The organism is Gymnodinialimonas sp. (assembly GCF_059726805.1).
Window position 1 is genome coordinate 254328 of sequence record NZ_AP041059.1, and the last position, 22438, is coordinate 276765.

13 protein-coding genes are annotated in these 22438 nt (G+C 65.6%); 6 read left to right on the forward strand and 7 right to left on the reverse strand.

The genetic code is table 11. The features are described from left to right. Nucleotides 1-77: 77 nt before the first annotated feature. Nucleotides 78-1547 (forward strand): alpha/beta hydrolase, encoded by a 1470-nt coding sequence (locus AC6I9R_RS01275; RefSeq protein ID WP_461426913.1) that lies wholly within the window; start codon nt 78-80, stop codon nt 1545-1547. 141 nt (nt 1548-1688) lie between these two features. Here the strand turns inward: AC6I9R_RS01275 and AC6I9R_RS01280 are convergent, their stop codons facing one another. Genes AC6I9R_RS01280 through AC6I9R_RS01290 form a run of 3 tightly spaced genes read right to left on the reverse strand, consistent with a single transcriptional unit; the run spans nt 1689 to nt 5791 of the window. After that, nucleotides 1689-2738, reverse strand: a complete 1050-nt coding sequence (locus AC6I9R_RS01280; RefSeq protein WP_461426912.1) for a lipocalin-like domain-containing protein — start codon at nt 2736-2738, stop codon at nt 1689-1691. Beyond that, nucleotides 2738-5119, reverse strand: a complete 2382-nt coding sequence (locus tag AC6I9R_RS01285) for an FtsX-like permease family protein (protein ID WP_461426911.1) — start codon at nt 5117-5119, stop codon at nt 2738-2740. Before AC6I9R_RS01285 ends, AC6I9R_RS01280 begins: the two co-directional genes overlap by 1 nt. Before the next feature lie 3 nt (nt 5120-5122). Further along, entirely contained in the window at nt 5123-5791 is a 669-nt protein-coding gene (locus AC6I9R_RS01290; RefSeq protein WP_461426910.1) for an ABC transporter ATP-binding protein, read from the reverse strand. A gap of 105 nt (nt 5792-5896) precedes the next feature. On the opposite strand from AC6I9R_RS01290, the gene AC6I9R_RS01295 reads away from it, so the two are divergent. Next, entirely contained in the window at nt 5897-6667 is a 771-nt protein-coding gene (locus tag AC6I9R_RS01295) for an alpha/beta hydrolase (protein ID WP_461426909.1), read from the forward strand. Here the strand turns inward: AC6I9R_RS01295 and AC6I9R_RS01300 are convergent. After that, entirely contained in the window at nt 6664-7098 is a 435-nt protein-coding gene (locus AC6I9R_RS01300; RefSeq protein WP_461426908.1) for a MarR family winged helix-turn-helix transcriptional regulator, read from the reverse strand. The genes AC6I9R_RS01295 and AC6I9R_RS01300 overlap by 4 nt on opposite strands. A 327-nt stretch (nt 7099-7425) precedes the next feature. Here AC6I9R_RS01300 and AC6I9R_RS01305 point away from each other — a divergent pair, with 327 nt between their 5' ends. The 3 genes from AC6I9R_RS01305 to AC6I9R_RS01315 all read left to right on the forward strand — a co-directional run bounded on the left by AC6I9R_RS01305 (nt 7426) and on the right by AC6I9R_RS01315 (nt 11555). Further along, a complete protein-coding gene (locus AC6I9R_RS01305; protein WP_461426907.1) occupies nt 7426-8604 on the forward strand; it encodes a phosphoserine transaminase in 1179 nt (392 codons plus the stop codon). A 116-nt stretch (nt 8605-8720) separates the two neighbouring features. Beyond that, a complete protein-coding gene (gene serA / locus AC6I9R_RS01310) occupies nt 8721-10316 on the forward strand; it encodes a phosphoglycerate dehydrogenase (protein WP_461426906.1) in 1596 nt (531 codons plus the stop codon). A 63-nt stretch (nt 10317-10379) separates the two neighbouring features. Continuing rightward, nucleotides 10380-11555 (forward strand): acetyl-CoA C-acyltransferase family protein, encoded by a 1176-nt coding sequence (locus AC6I9R_RS01315; RefSeq protein ID WP_461426905.1) that lies wholly within the window; start codon nt 10380-10382, stop codon nt 11553-11555. Nucleotides 11556-11617: 62 nt separating this feature from the next. On the opposite strand, the gene pbpC is transcribed toward AC6I9R_RS01315, so the two are convergent. Then, nucleotides 11618-13657: a penicillin-binding protein 1C gene (pbpC, locus tag AC6I9R_RS01320; protein WP_461426904.1), complete on the reverse strand. Its 2040-nt coding sequence runs from the start codon at nt 13655-13657 to the stop codon at nt 11618-11620. Further along, nucleotides 13654-19077 (reverse strand): alpha-2-macroglobulin family protein, encoded by a 5424-nt coding sequence (locus AC6I9R_RS01325; RefSeq protein WP_461426903.1) that lies wholly within the window; start codon nt 19075-19077, stop codon nt 13654-13656. Before AC6I9R_RS01325 ends, pbpC begins: the two co-directional genes overlap by 4 nt. A gap of 165 nt (nt 19078-19242) precedes the next feature. On the opposite strand from AC6I9R_RS01325, the gene AC6I9R_RS01330 reads away from it, so the two are divergent. Next, the gene (locus AC6I9R_RS01330) at nt 19243-21381 is read left to right on the forward strand and encodes an ATP-binding protein (protein WP_461426902.1); all 2139 of its coding nucleotides are present in this window, start codon (nt 19243-19245) and stop codon (nt 21379-21381) included. On the opposite strand, the gene AC6I9R_RS01335 is transcribed toward AC6I9R_RS01330, so the two are convergent. Then, nucleotides 21370-22377, reverse strand: a complete 1008-nt coding sequence (locus AC6I9R_RS01335; protein WP_461426901.1) for an asparaginase — start codon at nt 22375-22377, stop codon at nt 21370-21372. The genes AC6I9R_RS01330 and AC6I9R_RS01335 overlap by 12 nt on opposite strands. Between the last annotated feature and the right edge of the window lie 61 nt (nt 22378-22438).

The following is a 22438-nucleotide window of genomic DNA, read 5'->3' on the forward strand; positions in this document are numbered from 1 at the left end:
CCTCCGACGTGTTTTGGCGACCATAGGCGGGGCGCGCGTGCTGGACCAGTCGCTTGGTGAAGGCTATGTGGCGGTTGATGAAGACGTGGATATTCGCAGTGGTGGCGGTGCTGGCCCTTGGGGTGGGCATCGCGTTGCAGGAACGCGCGGCGGCGGGGCTGGAGGTGCGGCATGACACCGTCGGCACGACGCCGGTGACGGTGACCCAAGCGGCGGGGGCGGATGGCCCGGTGGTGGTGATCGTCCATGGCTTCGCGGGATCGCGGCAGATGATGCGCGCCTGGTCGCTGAGCTTCGCGCGGGCGGGCTATATCGCGGTGGCGCTGGATCTGGAGGGACACGGGCGCAACCCGGTGCCGATGTCGGGGGATGTGACCTCGCTCGATGGGACAACGCGGATCCTGCTGGAGGAAATCGCGCGGGTTGTGGAGTGGTCATTGGCCTTGCCCGGCGCGGATGGGCGCGTGGCGCTGGTGGGACACTCGATGTCGTCGGACCTTGTGGTGCGCGCGGGGTTGGCGGACGAGCGGGTGGCGGCGGTTGTGGGGGTCTCGGTCTTCTCGCAGGCGATTGTGGAAGACGCGCCCGAGAACCTGCTGATCCTGAACGGTGCCTGGGAGGGCGCGTTGCGCGCAGAGGCCCGGCGCGTGATGGCGGAGTTGGACGCCGTGGAGGGTGAGACGATTGGCACCCCCGGGGAGGGCTTTGCGCGGCGCGCCGTGGCGGTGCCATGGGCGGAACACGTGAGCATTCTGTTTGCCGTGGGCGGGTTGAGAGAGGCCGTGGACTGGCTGGGGGCGACGTTTGAGCGGGGCACGGCAGAGGTCCCGAGGCTCGGCTGGGCGCTGCTGGTGATGCTGGCGGGCGCGGTGACGTTGGCGCGGCCTTTGGCGGGGGTTTTGCCCGCAGGCCAAGTGCCAGAGGCCTTGCCAAGGCGGGCGTTCTGGGTGCTGGCGCTGGGGCCCGCGCTGGTCGTGCCGCCGGTGGCGGTTATGATCGAAGTGGGGGCCTTACCGGTGCTCGTGGCTGATTATCTGGCGGTGCATCTGGGGCTATATGGGCTCTTGGTCCTGGGCGGCGCCTTGGTCGCGGGGTGGCCGGTCGAGGCGCGGGGCTGGATCTGGGGATTGGCCTTGGCGGCCTTCGGGATCGGGGTGTTCGGTATGTTGCTGGACCGCTACGCCGCGTCCTTCGTGCCCCATGGGGGCCGCGTGGTGATCATCGCGGCGATCGTGCCGGGGGCGGTGCTGGCGATGTGGGCGGATGCGGTGTTGACCCAGGCGACGCGCGCGCCTTTGTGGCAGAGGGCTGTGGTGCGCGGGGCGTTCCTGGGCTCGCTCGGGGTTGCGGTGGCGCTGGATTTCGAGCGGCTTTTCTTCCTGGTTCTGATCTTCCCGGTAATCCTGTTGTTCTACGGCACCTTCGGGATGATGGGCCGTTGGGTGGGACGGCGGACCGGATCGAGCCTGGCTGTGGGCTTGGGGTTGGGCGTGCTGTTGGGCTGGGCGCTGGGCGTGTCGTTTCCGATGTATGTCGCGGGGGGCTGACTGTGGGACCGAGGGGCTGGCCCCTCGGGCTCCCCATGCGCTCCTGCGGAGCGCAGGCCCTCCGGGGGGGGATATTTATGGAACGGGGAATAGGGGAGTGAGGCGCTTTGATTGGCAGTCCGGGTTTCTGGCGCGCAGGGTCTATTCGTAGCCCGTCATTTCCAGGTAGCCGCGTCCGGCGTGGGTGCCGGTGAAAGAGATCGGGCCTTCCCAATAGGCGAAGGACGTGTTCATCCAGCTTTGGGGGTTCAGGGGTGTTGTGGTGATGTCGATGCCGCGTTCCGGGAACTCCAGGCGCCATTGGGTGGGGATGGCGCGGCCGTCCACGTCGGTGGTTGCCAGCGGCGTAAGGGCGACGGCGCCGTCGCCATAGGCCTGGGTGGTGCCATCGGGCGCGATGTAGGTGGCGGAGGTGAAGGGCGTGTTGCTGCTGTCGCGCAGGGCGAAGGCCATCAGGCGCGCGCCGTCGGGCAGTTGTAGTGAGAACCAATCCCAGCCGCTTTGATCCTCGGACAGGGGTTGGGAGGACCACTCGCGGTCCAGCCAGCCGTTGCCGGTGACCTGCACGGGGCCTTCCGGCAGGGTAAGGGTGCCGGTGACCGTGTAGAACGGTTGCGAGTAATAGTAGCTCGCCTGCCCCTCGGCGCTTTTGACGGAATACCCGGCGTCGCCGTGAAAGATCAGCGGGCCCGTGGCCTCCAGCGCCAGGTCGTAGGCGAAATCGTTGCCGCGCGCGGTGAGGATCAGGGCATCGTAAGCGTCACCGGTGGGCGCGGTAGAGACCATCTGCCAATCATCAATGTAGGCGCGGAACGGCTGCGCGGTGACGCCCGCCTGACCGATGCCGCCGCGCCCCAGACGCTCGGCGCTATAGTGGGCGTAGGGCGTGGTGAGGCCCGCGTGGCCCATGAAGAGTTGCGGCGCGGTCCAATCCTCGGAGGTTTGCGGGGCGAGGGCGCTGCGAAAGAGCGTCCATTGGATGCCGTATTCCGTGCCGTCGGTGCCTTGCAGCGTGGCTGTCAGATACCACCACTCGATCCGGTAATCGGGGTGGGGGCCGTGATCCTCCGGGAAGGAGAAGCTGGGATCGGGCGCGGGGACCGCGAAGCCATCGGCGGTGGTGCCGAGGCCCGCGAAGCCTTGGGCGTGGAGGGGGCCTGTGAGGAGGAGGGCGAAAAGGAAACGGATCATCAGCGTTCCTGCGCGAAGACTTGTGTGAGGCGTGCGGGCGGGATGCGGGCGAGGCGCAGGGTGGGGATGAGGGCGGCGAGGCCTGCTGCGAGGAGGGCCAGCGCGCCAAGGCGGAGCCAGTCACCGGGGAAAAGCTGCATCGGAAGACGCCAGCCGAAGGCCTCCACATTCACCAGCGCCAGGAGGATCCAGGCGAGCAGGAGGCCCACGGGAAGGGCTGCGAGGAAGGTGATCGCTGCCAGGATCAGGCTGCGCCCCATCTCGACCTTCGCCAATGTCGCGCGTGATGCGCCGATGGCCCAGATCGGTGCCAGTTGCGGCAGGCGGAGGTTTGCGAGGGTCAGTAGGCTGGTGAGCAGGGCGATGCCCGCCACGCCCAGGGTCAGGACATTGAGCGCGCCGGTGACGCGGAAGGTCTGGTCGAAGACCTCGACCGAGAAGGCCTTAACCTGCGCCTGATTGGTGACGGCGTCCGGGGGCAGGCCGAAATCGGCGCGCAGGCGGGTGGCGAGGGCCGGCGCCTCCTCCGGCGCGATGCGGATGGCGAAGCGACGTGGGCGGACGTCTGGATAGGTCTCTGACAGGCGAGTTAGGGACACAATCGCCTGGCCCTGGGGGTTGCCGTAGTCGGAGTAGATGCCGACGATGGGAAGGCCGTTTGCGATATCGCCGATGGAGAGGTTCTCCCGCCGGGCCAGTTGCTCGTTGACCAGGATCGCCGCGCCGGACGCGATCTGACCCCAGGGGTCGTGCGCCTGGGACAGGAAGGGCCAGGCGTCACGGTAGGTCTCGTGATCGACCACGCCGAAGAGGTCGGCGGGCTGACCGAACAGGCGGATCTCGGTCGAGACGATGGGCAGGATCGCGTCCACGTCGGGGGCGAGGACCTGCATCAGCATCTCTGCCTCATCGGGGGTTGTTGCGGTCACGTAAAGCTCGGATGCGAGGCGTTGGTCGAGCCAGCCGAGAAACGTTGTCCGGAAGGATCCGACCATGGTCGAGACGCCGATGTTGGCGGATAGGGCCAACAACAGGGCCATGAGCGCCAACGACAGGCCCGGGATCTGCTGGCGGGTGTCGGCGACGACCCATTCGGCGAAGGCGCCTTTGGGGCGGATCAGTGACAGGGCGCCGGTCATCACGGCAGGCAAAGCCAGCGCGGCGCCGATGAGCAGGCAGGCCAAACAGCCGAAGGCTGCGATGAGGCCGTGGCCGAAGAGGGCCAGCGCGCCCGAGGCGGCGAAAAGCCCGAGCGCCGCGAGGGCTTGCAGGCGGATCATCCGGCCCGAGGCCTGGGCCCAGGCGCGCGGCATCGCGGGCGCCAGAAGCGGCATCCGCGCGGTGCGGATCATCGCTTGGACCGCGGCGGCGGCGGTGCCGACAAATGTTATCACCAGTCCCGAACCTGCCCAATAGGGACTGAATTGAAGCACGCCTTCGATCTCGGCCCCGTAGAGACCGCGCAGCGTTCCGGCGACGCCGGGCATGAGGCTTGCGGCAATCGCGTAGCCCATCGCGACACCGATCCCTCCGGCAATCAACGCGATTGCGGCCAACTCCAAAGAGAGGGCCAAGAGGATCGTGCGCAGGGGCGTGCCGAGGGCGCGGAGCGTTCGGACGATGGCGCGACGCTGCTCGAACGCGAGCCCAATCGCAGCGTGGACGATGAAGAGACCGACGCCAAAGGACAGCAGGCCAAAAGCGGTCAGGTTGAGGTGAAAGCTGTCGGTCAGCCGCGCGATGTCGTTGGCCGTGTCGGGCGCGCGGAGCGAGAGGGAGGTCGCCTCGGCGATCGGGGGCAGACCAAGGGGTTGCGCGTTGGCGACCAGAAGGTAGGACGGATTGTCCTGGCCCAGAAGCCGCGCGGCGGTGGAGATATCGGTGATGGCGGCGGCGGGAGGCACTGTTTCGGCCAGGGAAATCGGCGGCAGGTCGGCGGGGAGCGGGCCATTCGCCGTCTCTGGCGTCATCAGCATCAGGCCGGGAGCCGTGAAGAACGCCGCCAGATCCAGGTCGCCGTCGAGTGCGGGGCCTTGGGCCTCAGCCGGGGTGGTCAGCGGGTCGATCCCGAGCACGCGTAGCCGGCCATTCGCGTCGCGCAACTCGCCGGAGATGACGGGCGACACCAGGTAGCCTGCGGCGCGCAATGCCAGGTATTCCGAGAGGTCTACGGGGCGTCCGTCGGCCCGCTCCAGCCGCGCCAGTTGGTCTTGTCCAAGGGTCGCGGCGGCGCGGTCATATGCCGTGCGGGCCTCGGCATTGATGGCTTGCACACCGGACCAGAGCGCCGTCGCGAGGGCCAACCCGAGGGCGAGCATGGCGAATTGGCCGGGGTGACGCCGCCAATGGGACGTAAGGCTCGAAAGGGCGGTGTAGAGCATGTTCTAGCCCCCCAATCGCCCACGGGACAGATGCACGCGACGGCCAAGACGCTCGGCCAGCCTCGGGGAGTGGGTCACCATCAGAAGGCCGGCACCGGTCTCGGCCACAAGGTCCAACAGCAGGCTCAGCACGGCGTCGCCGGTTTCCTCATCCAGGTTTCCGGTCGGCTCATCTGCCAGGATCAAAGCCGGACGCGGGGCAAGCGCGCGGGCGATGGCGACGCGCTGCTGTTGACCGCCGGACAATTGCTCTGGGTATCGGCTGAGCAAGTCACTAAGGCCGAGGCGCGTGGCCAGATCAGCGGCGAATTCCGTGTCGTGTCGCCCCGCAAGCCGGGCTTGCAGCGCGATGTTCGCCCCTACGGAAAGCGACGGTACCAGATTGAACTGCTGGAAAATCAGCCCGATCCGCAGCCGCCGCACCTGCGCCCGGGCGGCATCATCCAGCTGGCCGATGTCCTGCCCTTCCAGCACGACCTCACCGTTATCGGGCTGATCCAACCCGCCAGACAGATGCAGAAGCGTCGACTTGCCCGATCCGCTTTCGCCCGTCAGCGCCAAGGTCTCTCGCACGGCCAGCGCAACGGAGACCCCATCGAGCACCTTCAAAGGCCCGTTGTCCGAGGGGTAGGACTTGCGAATATCGCGAAGGTCGAGGAGAGGCGCGGTCATGGAAAGCGATGTAGCAGGCGCGGGCGGGTCGGACACCCCTTCGTCATGAATAGGGATGCGCAGACGGGCGATCTGCCGCAGGGTGGTCGCCGCAGGGAGGACATCATGCGGATCACGGACTGGGACGATGCCTACGCCAATGGCGCGTATATTGAGAACGCGGATGAGATTGTGGCCGGATGGGCAGAGCGGGCCGCCAAGATGGTGCCGGATGAGGCGCTGCCCGGTGTCGATCTGTATCTGCCCGAGGGGCGGGCGCAGGGTCTGACGGTCGTGGTGCATGGCGGTTACTGGATGGCGTTTTCGGGCCGCGACTTTGCGCATCTGGCGGCGGGCCCGCGCGCGGCGGGGCAAGCGGTGGCCGTGGTGAGCTATACGCTGGCACCCAAGGCGCGGATTGCGGAGATCACCCAGGAAGTGGCGCACGCGGTCTGCGCGGCGGCCCGGCGCATCCCCGGCCCGATCCGCCTGACGGGGCATTCTGCGGGCGGGCATCTGGTGACACGGATGGCGTGCGCGGGCGTCCTGCCCGACGAGGTCGCGGCCCGGATCGTCCATGTGATGTCGATTTCCGGCGTCCACGACCTTCGGCCCCTGCTGTGGACCAAGATGAACGAGACGCTGCGGATTACGCGAAACGAGGCGATTTCGGAAAGCCCCGCGCTGCTGGTTCCCCGGGGCGATACACGTTTAACGTGTGTCGTCGGCGCAAAGGAACGCCCGGAGTTCCGGCGTCAAAACGCGCTGTTGGCCAATATCTGGCAGGGCCTGGGGGCGGAAACGAAAGCGGTCGAGCTGCCGGGCGAAGACCATTTCACCATCATCGAGGGGCTCGAGGCCCCGGACCGCACGCTTACAAGGCTGTTGCTCGATTAAAGCCGTTCAAAAAGACTGCCGATGGCCGTTTTCAGCTGTGCACGGTCTTCTGGACCCAGGGCGTCCAGCATCTTGCTTTCGGCGGCCTGCGCGGCAGATTTAAGGCGCGAAAGCTCGACCGTGCCCTTATCAGACAGGCGCACGACAAGGCGTCGCCGGTCGGCCTTGTCGCGAATGACCGAGATCATGTTGAGGTCTTCCAGCCGTCTCTGCGCCCGGCTGACCCGCGCAGCATCCATCGCCGTGAGGATGCACAGATCGTGGGAAGAACAGGGCTGATGCGAGGGCAGGGCCATCATGATGCGCCACTCTGGCATCTGCAAACCGGCGTCTTCGATCACATTCGTGAACATCTGCGCCGAGATGACAGACATCTGGAACGGCAGATACTCCGACAGATCGAAGGTAAAGGAATGTCCTTGGTCTTTCATTTGGACCTCGCCAATTGCAGTCGCGGTTGCCGGGCAACCTTAAAGTCTTACTCAACCTAAGGAATAGCTGTGTGTCATGCAAACGCCAAGAAAAATGTAAAGTTTGGTTGACATTGCGTTGGTTTTCCGGGTGCGTCCTATCGATTGCGCGGCGATGATTGGGCGCGGCTAAAAAGTTTCCCATCGGCAACGTGAAATTCGGGGAATCTGTCAAAACCGACGGTCTGGGCTGTTTTTCCGTCTTGTGCCTTACGGCGCCCCTCCCGTATTCCCGCAGGTGGGACACCCCTCCCCAACGAGGGGCGCATATCTGTGAGGATACTCGTTATGGATACCAAGACCCCGGCCACGCGGCCGGTCACGAAGCCTGTCGCCACCCCGGCGAACCCCCGCTTCTCCTCTGGCCCCTGCGCCAAACCCCCCACCTGGACACCCGAGGCTTTGGCTGACGCGCCTTTGGGCCGGTCCCACCGCGCGGCGAAGGGCAAAGCGAAGCTGAAGCTGGCCATCGACAAAACCGCTGAGATCCTGGGCGTGCCCGAGGGATACCGCGTGGGCATCGTGCCTGCGTCGGACACGGGCGCCGTGGAAATGGCGATGTGGTCGCTGCTGGGCGCGCGCGCCTGCACCATGCTGGCGTGGGAGAGCTTCGGCGCAGGCTGGGTGACGGATGCGGTCAAGCAGCTTGGCCTCGACGCGACGGTGACGACGGCAGAATACGGCGAGTTGCCGGATCTGGGCGCCGTCGATTGGGATACAGACGTGGTGTTCACCTGGAACGGGACCACGTCCGGCGTGCGCGTCCCGAATGGGGATGTGATCCCGGCGGACCGTGAGGGGCTGACGATCTGCGACGCGACCTCTGCCGCCTTTGCCCAGGACCTGCCGTGGGACAAGCTGGATGTCACCACCTTCTCTTGGCAGAAGGTGATGGGCGGCGAAGCGGCCCATGGGATGATCGTCCTCAGCCCACGCGCCGTGGAACGGCTGGAAAGCTACACGCCCGCTTGGCCGCTGCCGAAGATCTTCCGCCTGACGAAGGGCGGCAAACTGATCGAGGGGATCTTCACGGGTGCCACGATCAACACGCCCTCCATGCTGTGTGTCGAGGATTACCTTTTCGCGCTCGATTGGGCCGAGAGCCTCGGTGGTTTGCCGGCGCTCCACGCCCGCGCGGACGCAAATGCAGGCGCCATCCATGCGTTCACTGACGCACGCGATTGGATCGACAACCTCGCCCATGATCCGGCGACGCGGTCCAACACCTCCGTCTGTCTGAAGTTCACCGATGCCCGCATCCAGGACGGTGCGGCCTTCGCCAAGGCCGTCGCCAAGCGCCTAGCGGATGAGGGCATCGCGCTCGACATCGGGGCGTACCGCGACGCGCCCGCAGGCCTTCGCATCTGGTGCGGGGCCACCGTCGAGACCTCGGACATCGAAGCGATGCTCCCCTGGCTCGACTACGCCTTCCACGCCGAGATCGCAGCGCAACCCGTCGCGGCCTGACCCAAAGCGCATGCGGGAGCGGCCTAATGCGCGCCGCTCCCCCCTTCATCTTGCCAAATACAACTCAATTCTCCGGCAGGCCCCACGCGCCGCCGCCCCATATAGGAGAGCCACCCATGGCCCCCAAAGTTCTCGTCTCCGACAAGCTCTCGGAAACCGCCGTCCAGATCTTCCGCGATCGCGGCATCGACGTCACGTTTGAGCCCGACCTCGGCAAGGATAAGGAGAAACTCCTGTCCGTGATCGACCAATACGATGGCCTGGCCATCCGCTCCGCCACCAAGGCGACAGAAAAGGTCATCGACGCTGCCGCCAACCTCAAGGTCATCGGTCGTGCGGGCATCGGGGTCGACAACGTCGACATTCCCGCCGCGTCGAAGAAGGGCATCATCGTGATGAACACGCCCTTCGGGAATTCGATCACCACCGCCGAGCATGCCATCGCGATGATGTTCGCGGTGGCGCGTCAGATCCCCGAGGCCTCTGCCTCCACCCACGACGGCAAGTGGGAGAAGTCGAAGTTCATGGGCGTCGAGTTGACCGCCAAGACCCTCGGCGTCATCGGTGCGGGCAATATCGGGTCCATCGTGATTTCTCGCGCGCTGGGCCTGAAGATGAAGGTCGTGGCCTATGACCCCTTCCTGTCCGAGGAACGCGCCAAGGAAATCGGCTGTCAGAAGGTGGAATTGGACGAGCTATTGGCCCGTGCCGACTTCATCACCATGCATGTGCCCTTTACCGAGAAGACAGCGAATATCCTGTCCGCAGAGAACCTCGCCAAGACCAAGAAGGGCGTGCGGATCATCAACTGCGCGCGCGGCGGCCTCGTGGATGAGCCTGCCCTGGCCGAGCTGCTGAAATCCGGTCACGTCGCGGGTGCGGCATTTGACGTGTTCGCCCAGGAACCGGCGACGGAGAACCCGCTGTTCCACCTGCCCAACGTCGTCGTCACGCCGCACCTGGGCGCTGCCACCACCGAGGCGCAGGAGAATGTCGCCCTGCAAGTGGCCGAGCAGATGTCGGATTATCTGCTGTCCGGTGCCGTCTCCAACGCGCTCAACATGCCGTCTGTGACCGCCGAGGAAGCCGCCGTGATGGGGCCTTGGGTGAAACTGGCCGAGCATCTGGGCGCCTTCGTGGGCCAACTGACGCAAGAGCCGATCAAAAGCATCGACGTGGTCTACAACGGTGTCGTCACGGGCATGAACCTGAAGGCGCTCGATTGCGCCGCGATTGCCGGTGTGATGAAGGCCACGAACCCTGATGTGAACATGGTTTCCGCCCCCGTGATCGCCAAGGAACGCGGTATTGACCTGTCCCAGACGACCCAGGACAAGACCGGCGTGTTCGATGGTTACATCCGCCTGGTCGTGAAGACCGACAAGCGCGAGCGGTCGATTGCAGGAACGGTCTTCTCCGACGGCAAGCCGCGCTTCATCCAGATCAAGGGCATCAACATCGATGCCGAGATCGGGGCGCATATGCTCTACACCACCAACGAGGATGTCCCGGGCATCATCGGCGCGCTGGGTCAGACGATGGGCGAGAATGGCGTGAACATCGCCAACTTCACCCTCGGCCGCTCTGGCCCCAAGGGAGAGGCGATCGCATTGCTCTACCTCGACGCACAGCCGCCCGCCCCGGTGCTGGAAAAGCTGATGGCCACGGGGCTGTTCCAATCGGTTCAACCGCTCCAATTTGACGCCGTGTAAAACTTGGCGTTACGGCCCGATTAATGCTCTAACCCTCCGTGACACATCGCGGAGGGTTTTATCATGGACGATATCGTCATCCTGTCGGGCGCGCGCACGGCAATCGGCACATTCGGCGGCAGCCTCGCGGGGACACCCCCGATTGAGACGGCGACCGTCGCGGCCAAGGCCGCGCTGGCGCGTGCGGGTGTTGAAGGCGGTCAGATCGGCCACGTGGTTTATGGCCATGTCATCAACACCGAGCCGCGCGACATGTACCTGAGCCGTGTCGCGGCGATGCAGGCGGGTATCCCGGACACGACGCCTGCGATGAACGTGAACCGCCTCTGCGGTTCCGGCGCGCAGGCGATTGTCTCGGTGATCCAGTCTCTGGCCATGGGTGACGCGCAGTTTGGCCTCGCGGGCGGAGCCGAGAGCATGTCGCGGTCGCCCTACGTGATCCCGCAGGCGCGGTTTGGTCAGAAGATGGGCGACGTGAAGACGCTCGACATGATGCTGGGGGCGCTGAATTGTCCGTTTGGCACCGGGCACATGGGCGTGACCGCCGAGAATGTGGCGGATGAGCATGATGTGACGCGCGACCAGATGGACGCCTTCGCCATGGCCTCGCAAGAGCGGGCAGCCCATGCGATTGAGCAGGGCTATTTCGCCGAGCAGATCGTGCCCGTGGAGGTCCGCGTGAAGCGCGACATGGTGCCGTTTGAGGTGGATGAGCATCCCAAGGCGACCTCGCTGGAAAAGCTCGGGTCCCTGAAGGCAGTTTTCCAGAAGGATGGGCGCGTGACGGCGGGCAATGCCTCCGGCATCAACGACGGTGCCGCTGCGCTGGTTCTGGCGCGGGCTGAGGCGGCGGAGGCCGCCGGATTGAAGCCGCGCGCCCGGGTGTTGGGCTATGCCCACGCGGGCGTGCGGCCCGAGGTGATGGGCATCGGCCCGGTGCCAGCCGTGGAAAACCTGCTGGCGAGAACCGGGCTTTCCATCGGTGATTTCGATGTCATCGAATCGAACGAGGCTTTTGCGGCGCAGGCCCTTGCGGTCAACAAGGGCCTTGGGCTGGACGGTGCGAAGGTGAACCCCAACGGCGGGGCCATCGCCCTAGGGCACCCGGTCGGGGCCACGGGCGCGATCATCACCGTCAAGGCGCTTCATGAGTTGGAGCGGATCGGTGGGTCAAAGGCGCTGATCACCATGTGTATTGGCGGTGGGCAAGGCATCGCTTTGGCGATCGAGCGGATCTAGGCGCCAGAGCCTTGCAAGGCTCTGCCCAGTCTTTTGCAAAAGACTGGGGCACGGGTGGCGGGTCAGTCCGCCACTTCCACGGCGCGGCGTTGGGCCAGTCCCGCCGCGTCGATGACCGTCAACTCTCCGAAGCCCACCTCGGTCTCCAGCGCGATCTCTCGGTCGTGCCAGTTGGTGGCGACGGGCGCCCCGTTCCAGAGCCAGGTGAAGGGCGGCGTGCCTTCCGCCACCCGGGCCAGCAACGGCAGGCCCGGCTGATAGGCCAGCACCGCGCCTTCGGGCGGGAAGGTGATTGCGGGGCCGTTGGCCTCGGCGATGTCGGCGCCGGGATTGAAGCTGCGCAGGGTGTCGGGCAATTGCGCATTCGACAGCGTCAGTGCGCCCGGTGGGGGCGGACGGCGCGGTGTCATGCGTTCGTCGATGCGCGAGAACGCCTCGAACAAAAGCGGCGCCGAGAGTGCCGCCCCGAAAGATCCGGGCACTGAAGCGCCATCGGCGCGGCCCATCCAAACACCGACCACATGCTGGCCGTCAAACCCAAATGCCCAGGCGTCGCGGTGGCCATAGCTCGTCCCTGTCTTGTAGCTAAGCCCGATGCGCGGGGCGTTGGGGGGCGGGGCGACATCGCCCAGGACATCACCCAGATACCAGGCGGCGGTAGCTGACAGAATACGTTGACCCTCTTCCCTCTGGCCTTCTCGCCAATGCAGCGGTGCCGCGACGCCGCCGCGCGCGATGCCGGCGTAGAGGGCCATGAGGTCCTCCATCGTTGTGCCAAGCCCGCCGAGCGCAATCGCAAGGCCCGGTTCCTCACCTTCGGGCAGCGAAACCTCCATCCCGGCGCGGCCCATGGCGGCGAGCATGTGGTGCGGGCCCACTTCATGGAGCAGGGTGACGGCGGGAATGTTCAGGGACATTTGCAAGGCTTGCGCCGCCGTGACTTCGCCGCGAAAGACCGAGTCAAAGTTCTGCGGTGCGTAGCCTGCGATGGAGATCGGGCGATCCTGGATCAGGGTTTGCGGATGCAGAAGCCCGCTGTCGAAGGCGAGGCCGTAGATCAGCGGCTTGAGGGTCGAGCCGGGGGAGCGGACGGCCTGGGTCATGTCGACAAAGCCTTCCCGCGCCAGATCCGTGTAATCGGGCGAGCCGACGGAGGCGAGAATGGCCCCGGTCTCATGGTCCATCACCATGATCGCGGCGGACATTTGCGGGCCAAGGTCGGTGATCGCCCGGGCGGCGAGGCGCTCCATCTGCCGTTGCAGATCCGCGTCCACGGTCAGGTGGTGGGTGCCTTGCGTGGGTCGCTCGGACAAGGCGCGGTCCGCGAGATGCGCGGCCAGGGCGGGGAAGTTGCGCCGCTCCGTCGGGATCGGCTCATCCCTTGCCCAGGCGATCTGCGCCTCGGTCAGATCGGTGAAGGTGACGGCGCGGGACAGCACGCGGTTGCGCGCGATCTCGGCGGCTTCAGGAAAGCGGTCCGGGCGGCGGGAGTTGGGGGCTTGCGGCAGAGCGACCAGCAGCGCCGATTGCGCGGCGGTCAGGCGGTGCGGTTCGGTCCCGAACCACGTCAGTGTCGCCGCGCGGGCGCCTTCGATGTTGCCGCCAAACGGCGCGAGGTGGAGGTAGAGGGTCAGGATTTCTTGCTTCGACAACTGCCGTTCCAGCGCCAGGGCCAGCCGAATCTGTCGGATCTTGCCACTCCAGGCGCCGGTGCCCGATTCCTCCAACAGCCGCGCCACCTGCATGGTCAGCGTGGATCCGCCCGAGACGATGCGCCCGCTGGTCACCCGCTGCCATGCGGCGCGCGCAAACCCGCGCAAATCGACGCCCGGGTGGGTCCAGAAGCGGCGGTCTTCATAGGCCACCAGCATCTCGATATATCCGGGATCAACGGCGTCGTAGGACACGGGCAAGCGCCAACGCCCGTTCTCGACCGTATAGGCGCGCAGCAGGTCGCCGTCGCGGTCCAGCACCTCGACGCCCGTCTCCAACGTCAGGGGCGGGATCTCCGTCCGGTCAATCCAATCATCCACCCACAACAGGGCCCCTGCGAGGAGCGCAGCGAGGAGGATTCCGAGGGTGGTCGCAATCGGCTTGATCATTCCGAAACGCTTATCCGGCCAGAGGCCGTCTGCGCGCGATAGGTGGGACGGTACATATCCTCGACCATCGCGGCGGGGTGGTGGAAGTTGCCCGGCGACACGGCGCGCACGATGTAGGCCATGCGGATACGCTCCACGCCGTAGCGCATATCGACGGCGGACAGGAACCGCTCGGCCCGGAACTCGGACATCTCGGGCGCGACGCCCAGGTCGACGCCGTCCAGCGCGCGGACATCACCCGATTGCAGCAGGTTCGGGTTGTCGATCTCGAAGCCTGCGGGCAGTGGGTCATCGACCATCAGCCGCCCATCGGGCGCGCCAGTGTTAATCACGGTCAGGAGTGTCACCAGCCGCGTGCCTTGGGTCACCTGCGCCGGGTCAACGGGCTCGCCTTCCAGCGTCAGGTACTCCCGCTCAATCCGGTAGCCGTTGCCGAAGGCTTCCGTCGGGCCATCGGGGCGGCCAAAGCGGCTGAGGGTTATGACCTCATCGCGGGTCCCGGTGTTCTCGATCACACGGGTTTGGGCCGTGTCGTCCAGCACCTGGACGTAGGGCCCGACAATCGGAGCACCGTCCATCATCAGGCCCTGGGCTGTGGGGTTATCGATGAGGGCGTGGGCTGCCAGAAGGGCCCAAACGGCCTCTTGCGTGGAGGTGCCGCCCTCGGACGGGCCGATTTCCACCGCGTAGGCCGGCAGGTTCACCGTCGTCGACCCCGCGCCTGCTGCCAAAGCGATCAACCCGTCCGCGTCGCGCCTGCGGCTGCCGTAATCCACGCGCCAGCTGTTGGTGTCTTCGGTCAGGCCCGGCAGCGACAGGCGCCCAAAACCGGCGATGAACATCGCGTCGGCGCGCGGTTGATCGCCGTACATAGCCAAAGCCGCGCCCAGTTGGCCGAGGGCCAGCGCGGTGGCGAATTCGGGGGCCTTCACGTCAGCGTAGTAGCGTAGGTCACCCATGCTGGCCTGCCCCTCGCGGGCGAGGACCATCAGCGCATAGGCAAGGCCTTCGCCGCCATTCTCGAAATCCGGGTGCGATGCGACGGCATTGGCGAGGTTATCGAGCGCGCTTTGGAACGGAATGTCGGGCACCGAATGCCCCTCCGCCCGCGCGCGGGACAGGAAATCGGTGACATAGGCGTCGAGCCACAGGTCCCCCGAGGATGCGCGCCAGAGGCCAAAGCCGCCGTTCGCCGATTGGTTCGTGAGGACCGAGGCAATGGCCCCTTCGATCCGGGTGTTGAGATCATCGGCGGTGCCAAGGTCCAGCGCTTCGGCCACAGATGACAGGTAGAGCAGCGGCAAAGCGCGGCTCGCGGTCTGCTCGGTGCAGCCATAGGGGTAGCGGTCCAGCCGTTGCAGCAGGCCCGCCACGTCGTAGCGCGCGAGCGGCCCTGCGGACAGAATCGCACGGGTGCCTTCCGGGTGGAAGCCGGTGAAGGCGGCGGCGTCGATGGTGAAGCGTTCGCCGGGGGCGAGCGTCAGGCGTGTGGTTTCTGCGACCTCTGGATCGTTGGCTTGAACAGGGATCGTGAGGGTCTGGATAATGTCCGTGCCATCGGGCGTGGTCAGGGTGACGGAGATTTCGGCCAGGCCCGTGCCGTCAGCCGCAATGAAAGGGATGCGCAGGCTGGTGCCTTCACCTTCGGCCAATGTGACAGCGCGGACGAGTTGACCAAAGACCTGCACCTCCGGCGCCGTGGTGATCACGAGGGGCATCTCGCCGGTCGGGCCTTCGGTATGGGTGATCTCCAGCAACAGGGCCGAGGTATCGCCGGGGGCAAGGAACCGCGGCGCGCTGGCGGTGATGACGACAGGGTCCCGGACGATGACATCGGCCTCGGCCTGGCCCACGCCGGTGTCGCTCCAGGCGGTGGCCATCACGCGGATGGTGCCGTTAAAGGCGGGCATGTCGAAGGTCGTTCGCGCGATACCGTCGTCGCCCACGGTCAGGGGGCCAGAGAAGAGCGCGACCAGGTCTTCAGACGTGGGATCGGCCTGCATCCGCAGACCGGCGCCCGCGTCACCGCCTTGCCTGATCCGGCCCTCCGCGCCGTCGCGGCTGTCGATCAGGCGGCCATAGATATCGCGGAACGCCATGCCCAGGCGGCGCTGGCCAAAGTAGTGCCCCTGCGGGTCGGGGCTGTCGAAGCTCGTGAGGTTGAGGATGCCAAGATCCACCGCAGCAATCGTGGCATGGACCGTCTCGCCGGGCAGCGCGCCGTCAACGCGCAGGGCGACCTCCATGTGGCCCCGGGGACGCATCGTTTCGGGCACGTCCAGGGTGGCTTGAAGGGCGTGATCGGCGGGATCGACGGCGGCATGGGCGAGGCCGATGGCCCGGGTCGGGACCGGGCCAGAAGCTGTCTCTAACGGGCGGATCAGGGTTGCCGTGACATAGGCCCCGGCACCCCAATCGTCGGTTACCGGAAGGGTGATATCGGTGGGGTCATCGCCAAGTTGGACGATCTGTTGATCGATCAGCCGGTCGGTCATGACTTGGACAAGCGCCAGACCGCCGGTGCGCGGCACGATTCGCAGGGTGGCCGTATCGCCCGGGCGATAGGCCTCGGCATCGAGCGAGACTTCCAGCGCGTCGGGCGTGTCGGTGCCGTCGCTTGCCCCGTACCACCCAGCGCTGAAGCTGACGGAGGAGACGGCGAAATCACCGGCATCGCTTTCAACGCGCAGCTCGAACTCACCCCATTCGACGGGCAGGTCCAGCTCTGTCGGCTCACCTGTCAAAACCGCCTCGCCTATCGCGATCTGCTGGCGGGTGGTGACAGGTTCCCACGTCCAATTGCCGTTCTGGCGATACCATTGGTAGCGCCGCTCGACCCGGTTGAGGGCCCAGCGCATGGGCATCGGATCCGCGCCGGTGGTGATCACGTGGAAGGGGGCCTCCACCCCCTCGGGCAGGGTGCTGTCGAACAGGGGACGGATGCCAATGACCGGATTGGATGGCAAAAGGGTGACGGTTTCGCGCCGCTCGATGGGACGGCCAGAGCCTTCGGTGATCTCGGCGGTGATCGCGAGTTGCCCGGGCTGGTCGACGCCGTCGAACTCGGGGAAGGCAAGGGCAAGCGCGGTGCGGCCCTGGCCGTTGGTCTCGACCGGGCCGAAGCTGGCGAACTGCGGGTCGGGCAGCGCGTCGTGGCGGCCAAACTGGTAGCCGGGGTGACCCGGCAGTGTGCGGATCGGGGTGAGCGCCATGCGGCCCGTGATGTCCAACCCGGCGGCGGGCGCGCCGAACAGGTAATCGGCGCGGAAATCGGTGATCGGGCGGGCGCCGCTGCGGAAAGTGTCAGAGGGCAGATCGATGGCGAGGTCGAGCCGTTCGGGCAAGAAATCCTCCACCAACAGTCGCACGTCACGCAGGGGGCGGGCGTCGGGATCAGCGTGGATCGCCAGACGCCAGGTGCCGCGCGGGACATCGGCACCGAGCGGGAGGGACGCAACAAAACCGCCTGCGCCCGCCTCATCCAGCAGATGGCGGGTGAACTCGACACCATCGGGGCGGGTCAGGATCGCGGTCAGGGGCAGGTCCGGGATCGCTTGGGCCTGGGGATCGCGGGCCAGAGCCGTCAGATGGATCGTGTCGCCCGCGCGGTAAATGCCCCGGTCTGTTGTGAGGAACACGTCAATGGGGCCAGCGGGCGCGCGGCCCTCCACGCCTCTGTCGGACAAATCAAACTCCGCATCGCGGAGCGAGAGGAACGCGAGATCCGTGTCGCCGCTGCGGGCGGTCAAAAGGGCCGGGGACGCGCCCTGTTCACCCGCGGCGATGGCAGAGGGGAAATGGACGTAGCCGTCAGAATCCGTCTCTAACGTGGCCAAGACCCGGTTGGATTCGGAGATAAGGTCAACGGTGACGCCTGCATGCGCCTCGGTCGTGGCCAAGGATCGCACCAGGACATGGACACCGTCCGTGCCGCTGATCGACGTCAGGCCAAGGTCGCTGACCAGGAACCACTGGGTGGCCCCCCCTTCGGAGCTACCGGCGCCGCCAACGCGGGCTTCCAGCGCGTAAAGGCCGGGCGCGCGACCCTGCAGAACCTCACCAATAGGCACGCGTGTCGTGATGCCTCTGTTCGGCTCAGACGCGATCTCGGCCTCGCCGTTCCAGACGGCTTCCCCGATCTCTTCGGCGAAACGATCCACCTGCCATTCGGCGAGAGGACGCCCGAAGTACTCTTCCTGCAGGGTGCGCAGGATGTTGCGGTCTGCGACGTGGAACAGGCGCAAGTCGACAAGGTCCGTATTGACCCCAACCAGCGGAATAGTGCCGCCCGCCGACGCGGGAAGAATGTAGGCGCGGCCTGCAAAGCGGACCGAAGGCGCGCGGTCGCGCACGTATTGGCGCAGCGTGACGGGGGCATGCAGAACTTCACCGGAAGCGGCGGGCAGCCCCGCGCGCAGGGTGAATTCATAGCGTTGCCCATGGCGCACGCCCGAGAGGCAGAGCTGACGGCCATCGGCCTCGACCGCGACGTCGGAAAGGGTCGATTGCAGGAAATCGTCGTAGATCACGCCGCCCGCCGCGAGGGGCTCTGACAAGATCGCGCAAATACGGGGGAAATCAGCCTCCACATCAACACGCGTATCGGTGACGCGGAACCCGTAGAGGCCCAGAACGCGGTCCAAAGCCGCTTCACGCGCGGGCGTCACGGCGTGGGTCAGGGCCAGGCGCAGCGCGGGGATCGCATCACGCCCCCGGCCCCGCCGCTCCAGCGCCTCGGCCAGAACGTCGAGCGCATTGGCGAGCTCCGCGCCTTCGGTGCGCAGCGTGGCGTTCACACTGGCCAGAAGCGCGCGGCTTTCATACTGCCGCCGTTCCGAGGCATTCTCGGGCTCAATCGCCAGAAGATATGTCGCGTAGGCGGTCCAGTCTTCGCCCTGGTCCCCGACCGTGATGGCGGCGCCCATGCGGCGCATGGCACCGACCATATTGCCCTCGTCAAACGCATTGCGCGCGCTGCGGCGCCAATCGTCAGGGGCAAAGAGCCCGGCGTAATGGGTCAGACCAAGGGTGTTGGCCTGGGCCAGGGCGCTGGAAAAGTCGGTGTCCTGCAAGAACCCCAGATCGGTGTAGGTCCTTGCCGCCAAAGCAAAGGCGGCGTCCGGCGTGTCGCGCAGGATGCCGGACAGCGCCCCGGCATAGGCCGTTGCCTCCCCTGCGGCAGTCTTGGGGAAGCAGGAATTGTTGACGCTGTTGAAGGTGAAGGCGGCACATTCCGGGTCGACTCGGCAGGCGGCGTTGCAATCCGTCAGGGTGGTATCAAAAATCGGGCGCAGGTCTGAGCCGGGCAGGTCGGTGTCACGAATGATCTGGGTCGTCCGCTCTGGCAGCAGATCCTGCGCGTGCAGGGGCAGCGTGAGGAAAACGAAAAAGCCGACAGCAACCGCCAACGTGCGTGTCATGGGACCCTCATAAATCTCTTCAAAAAATAGTTGCCCAAAGGTGCCATGGCGCTTTTCGGCTGTCGATGATTCCCCCGCGTGTCCCGGCCTGCAATGGAGGATTAACGCCATATTCACTGGGATGAGGCCATCCTGCGCGGAACAACTTCATCAGGGCCTGGCCCCATGGCTGCGATTAACATGAACGACCGCTTGGCGCAGGAACGGCGTGCCCGTCTTCAGGCGGAGCAGCTGCTTGCCCTGCGGTCTGATGAGCTTTATTCGGCCAACCGCAAACTGGCCGAACATGCCACGGCGCTTTCCACGCAAGTCATTGAACAACGGGAGGAAAATGCGCTTCTTAAGGGACGCACCGACAAGACGGAAGCGCAGTTGGAGGTCGCCACAGAACGCGCTGTGACGGCGCAACGGCGGCTTTGGGACGCGCTGACCGCCACCGAGGATGGCTTTGCGATTTTCGACCGTGATTGGCGCCTGGTGGCCGCGAATCCCGCGTTTTTCTCGATCTTCGACGGGGTGGCGGATGTTACCGAAGGCGCGACGTATGAGGCGATTCTTCGGGTTGGGGTGGAAGAGGGCATCGTTGATCTGCAAGGCGAGGACCCGGAGGATTGGGTGGATCGCATGGTCGCCCGATGGGAATTGGACCCGATCCCCAACGTCGACATCAAGCTATGGAATGGCGCCTACATCCGGCTGAACGACAAGCAGACGCCGCAGGGGGATTTCGTCTCTCTCAGCATCGATATCACCCCCAACATCCGCCGTGAGCGGGAGCTGTCAGAGGCCCGCGATGCGGCGCTTGCGGCGAACCGAGCGAAGTCCGCCTTCCTCGCCAATATGAGCCATGAGATCCGGACGCCGATGAACGGCGTCGTCTCCATGGCCGAGTTGTTGCGCGACACGGGGTTGGACGAAGAACAACAGATGTATGCCGACACCATCCGCAATTCTGGCGAAGCGTTGTTGGTGATCATCAACGACATCCTCGATTTCTCGAAGATCGAGGCGGGCAAGTTGGAATTGCACGCTGAAAGCTTTGACCTGAACGCCATGGTCCGAGAGATCTTCCGCCTTTTGCAGCCCAGTATTGCCGCCAAGGATCTGGAGTTGCGGCTGGACTATGACATTTTCCTGCCTCCCCGTGTGATCGGGGACCGGGGGCGTATCCGGCAAATCCTGACGAACCTGATCGGCAACGCGGTGAAATTCACTGAAGCGGGCAATGTGACCGTCCATGTGCTGGCGGACCCCGTGCAGGATGACAGCGATGACGTCGCCGTTTCGATCGTGGTGCAGGACACCGGCGTCGGCATCGCGCCCGAGAAGCAGGAACATGTGTTCGGAGAGTTCAATCAGGTCGAGGATGAGGCTAACCGCCGTCACGATGGCACCGGATTGGGCCTCGCGATCACCAAGAAACTGATCGCGATGATGGACGGTGAGATGTGGCTTGAATCAGAGGTCGGGCGCGGCTCTGCCTTTGGGTTCAAGGTTCCGATGAAGCTGGATCCGAAGGAAGGAACCGGGCCTGTTGCGGGTCTTCCGGTGGATCACTCCAGAGTGCTCGTCATCGGCCACGGGGCCGGCCGGGACGAGCAATTGTTTGACGCGCTGGGGCGGCTTCACGCGGACACGACGCAAATCCGCCGCTTGCCCAAAGCGCGCGACCTTGAAGAGACGGCGGCCGTGGTGCTGTGTGATCCCGCGATAGACGCCGCAGATGTCATGGAGGCGCTGGAGGCCGAGAACTTTACCGGCGCACGGCTGAGCAATCTGGGGAAAGACGCTGTGCCGGAAGGGTTTGAACCATGCGTGCTTGACCAGGGCCTCGCGGCGTTGCGGGCTCAAATCCTGACTGTCCCGCCCACGCCCCCTGTCGTTGAATCCTTGCCCCCTGAACCGGAGGAACTGCCCATCTCACCCCCGCGCCTGTTGGCTGCCGAAGACAACAAGACCAATCAGATGGTGTTCAAGGCCATGCTGAAAGGTTTGAGTCTGTCCCTTGAGATTGCCAACAACGGCCTGGAACTGGTGGCAGCCTACAAAAGGGAACTGCCGGATCTGGTCATGACGGATATCTCGATGCCGGAGATGGACGGGTTGGAAGCCGCCGCCGCGATCCGCGCTTATGAGGCGGAACAAGGTCTGCCGCCGGTGACGATCATCGCCATGACCGCCCACGCCGTTGAAGGGGACCGGGAAAGGATCCTGGCCGCAGGGCTGGATGACTACGTCACGAAACCGCTGAAGAAGGCCCTGATCCACGAGAAGATCGCAGAGGCCTTGAGCTCAGAGGGTTAGGCCGGCCAGCCCTTTGGCGATGCGGTAGTGCCCGGTCTCCATCCCGTTCCAGTTGCGGATTGGGCCATGGGTGAGGGCCTGCGCCTTGGGATGTGCGGGGTCCAACACGCCCAATCGGCCCAGGATATGGGCAATCGCGGCCTCCGACCCGCGCGTGGCGCCATCGGCGATTTTCAAGGCAACGCCGATCTTCAACTCAGGCACGATGGCGATGAACACGCCCTCCGCCCCGGTTTTGACCGCGGCGCGGTGGCCCATGGCGCGCATCAGATGGGTACAGGCCCGCCCCTCTCCGGCGACCAGGTCGGGGTGGGACATCATCGCTTCTCGCAGACGCACCATGGCGGCTTGCCGCGCGCCGCCATCCGGCGTGGCCGCCGCGAAGGCCGCCATCGCGCGGGCGAGGCCAGACAGGCGCGTAGCGAAATTGGGGGCGGAACAGCCATCGATGGCGAATTCAGGGTTGGGCTCTGCGGTCACGTCATCCCAGGCCTCTCGGATCGCGGCCTGTAGGGGGTGTCCAAATTCGATGTACTCAGGGTCCGCGCCGATGTGTTTGCCGAAGGTCAGAAAGCCGGTGTGCTTGCCCGAGCAATTGTTGTGCCGCTGGTCCGGGCCGCAGTGCGAACAGATCAACCCATCACGGGCAGGCTCATCACTGGGCCATTGCGACCCACAGCGAAGATCGGCCTCGGATAGCCCAAGGTTGTCCAACCACGCCGTAACGCGGTCCGTATGGATCGCCGCGCCCTGATGGGAGGCGCAGGCCAGCGCCAGATGCTCGGGCGTCAGGCCAAACGCGTCCGCCGCGCCGCTTTCCACGAGGGGCAAAGCCTGGATCATCTTCGACGACGAGCGCGGTAGGATCCGCGCGTCAACATCGCCCATCCCCGCAATCAGCCCCTCTTCATGGTGCCAAATCGCGACGCTGCCCCGGTGCGTGCATTCCAGAATCGGGCCGCGATGGACCTCTACCAAGACCTCAGCCGTGTTCATTCCGTCCCAATCCCTTCACATCCCGGCGAAATTCCGCACACGGGGCTTTTTTCAACAGAAC

What these genes read in the sequence shown, in the direction of transcription:
- AC6I9R_RS01275 (WP_461426913.1), top strand. Translation starts at nt 78, where the DNA reads ATGAAGACGTGGATATTCGCAGTGGTGGCGGTGCTGGCCCTTGGGGTG.
- AC6I9R_RS01280 (WP_461426912.1), bottom strand. Translation starts at nt 2,738, where the DNA reads ATGATCCGTTTCCTTTTCGCCCTCCTCCTCACAGGCCCCCTCCACGCC.
- AC6I9R_RS01285 (WP_461426911.1), bottom strand. Translation starts at nt 5,119, where the DNA reads ATGCTCTACACCGCCCTTTCGAGCCTTACGTCCCATTGGCGGCGTCAC.
- AC6I9R_RS01290 (WP_461426910.1), bottom strand. Translation starts at nt 5,791, where the DNA reads ATGACCGCGCCTCTCCTCGACCTTCGCGATATTCGCAAGTCCTACCCC.
- AC6I9R_RS01295 (WP_461426909.1), top strand. Translation starts at nt 5,897, where the DNA reads ATGCGGATCACGGACTGGGACGATGCCTACGCCAATGGCGCGTATATT.
- AC6I9R_RS01300 (WP_461426908.1), bottom strand. Translation starts at nt 7,098, where the DNA reads ATGAAAGACCAAGGACATTCCTTTACCTTCGATCTGTCGGAGTATCTG.
- AC6I9R_RS01305 (WP_461426907.1), top strand. Translation starts at nt 7,426, where the DNA reads ATGGATACCAAGACCCCGGCCACGCGGCCGGTCACGAAGCCTGTCGCC.
- serA (WP_461426906.1), top strand. Translation starts at nt 8,721, where the DNA reads ATGGCCCCCAAAGTTCTCGTCTCCGACAAGCTCTCGGAAACCGCCGTC.
- AC6I9R_RS01315 (WP_461426905.1), top strand. Translation starts at nt 10,380, where the DNA reads ATGGACGATATCGTCATCCTGTCGGGCGCGCGCACGGCAATCGGCACA.
- pbpC (WP_461426904.1), bottom strand. Translation starts at nt 13,657, where the DNA reads ATGATCAAGCCGATTGCGACCACCCTCGGAATCCTCCTCGCTGCGCTC.
- AC6I9R_RS01325 (WP_461426903.1), bottom strand. Translation starts at nt 19,077, where the DNA reads ATGACACGCACGTTGGCGGTTGCTGTCGGCTTTTTCGTTTTCCTCACG.
- AC6I9R_RS01330 (WP_461426902.1), top strand. Translation starts at nt 19,243, where the DNA reads ATGGCTGCGATTAACATGAACGACCGCTTGGCGCAGGAACGGCGTGCC.
- AC6I9R_RS01335 (WP_461426901.1), bottom strand. Translation starts at nt 22,377, where the DNA reads ATGAACACGGCTGAGGTCTTGGTAGAGGTCCATCGCGGCCCGATTCTG.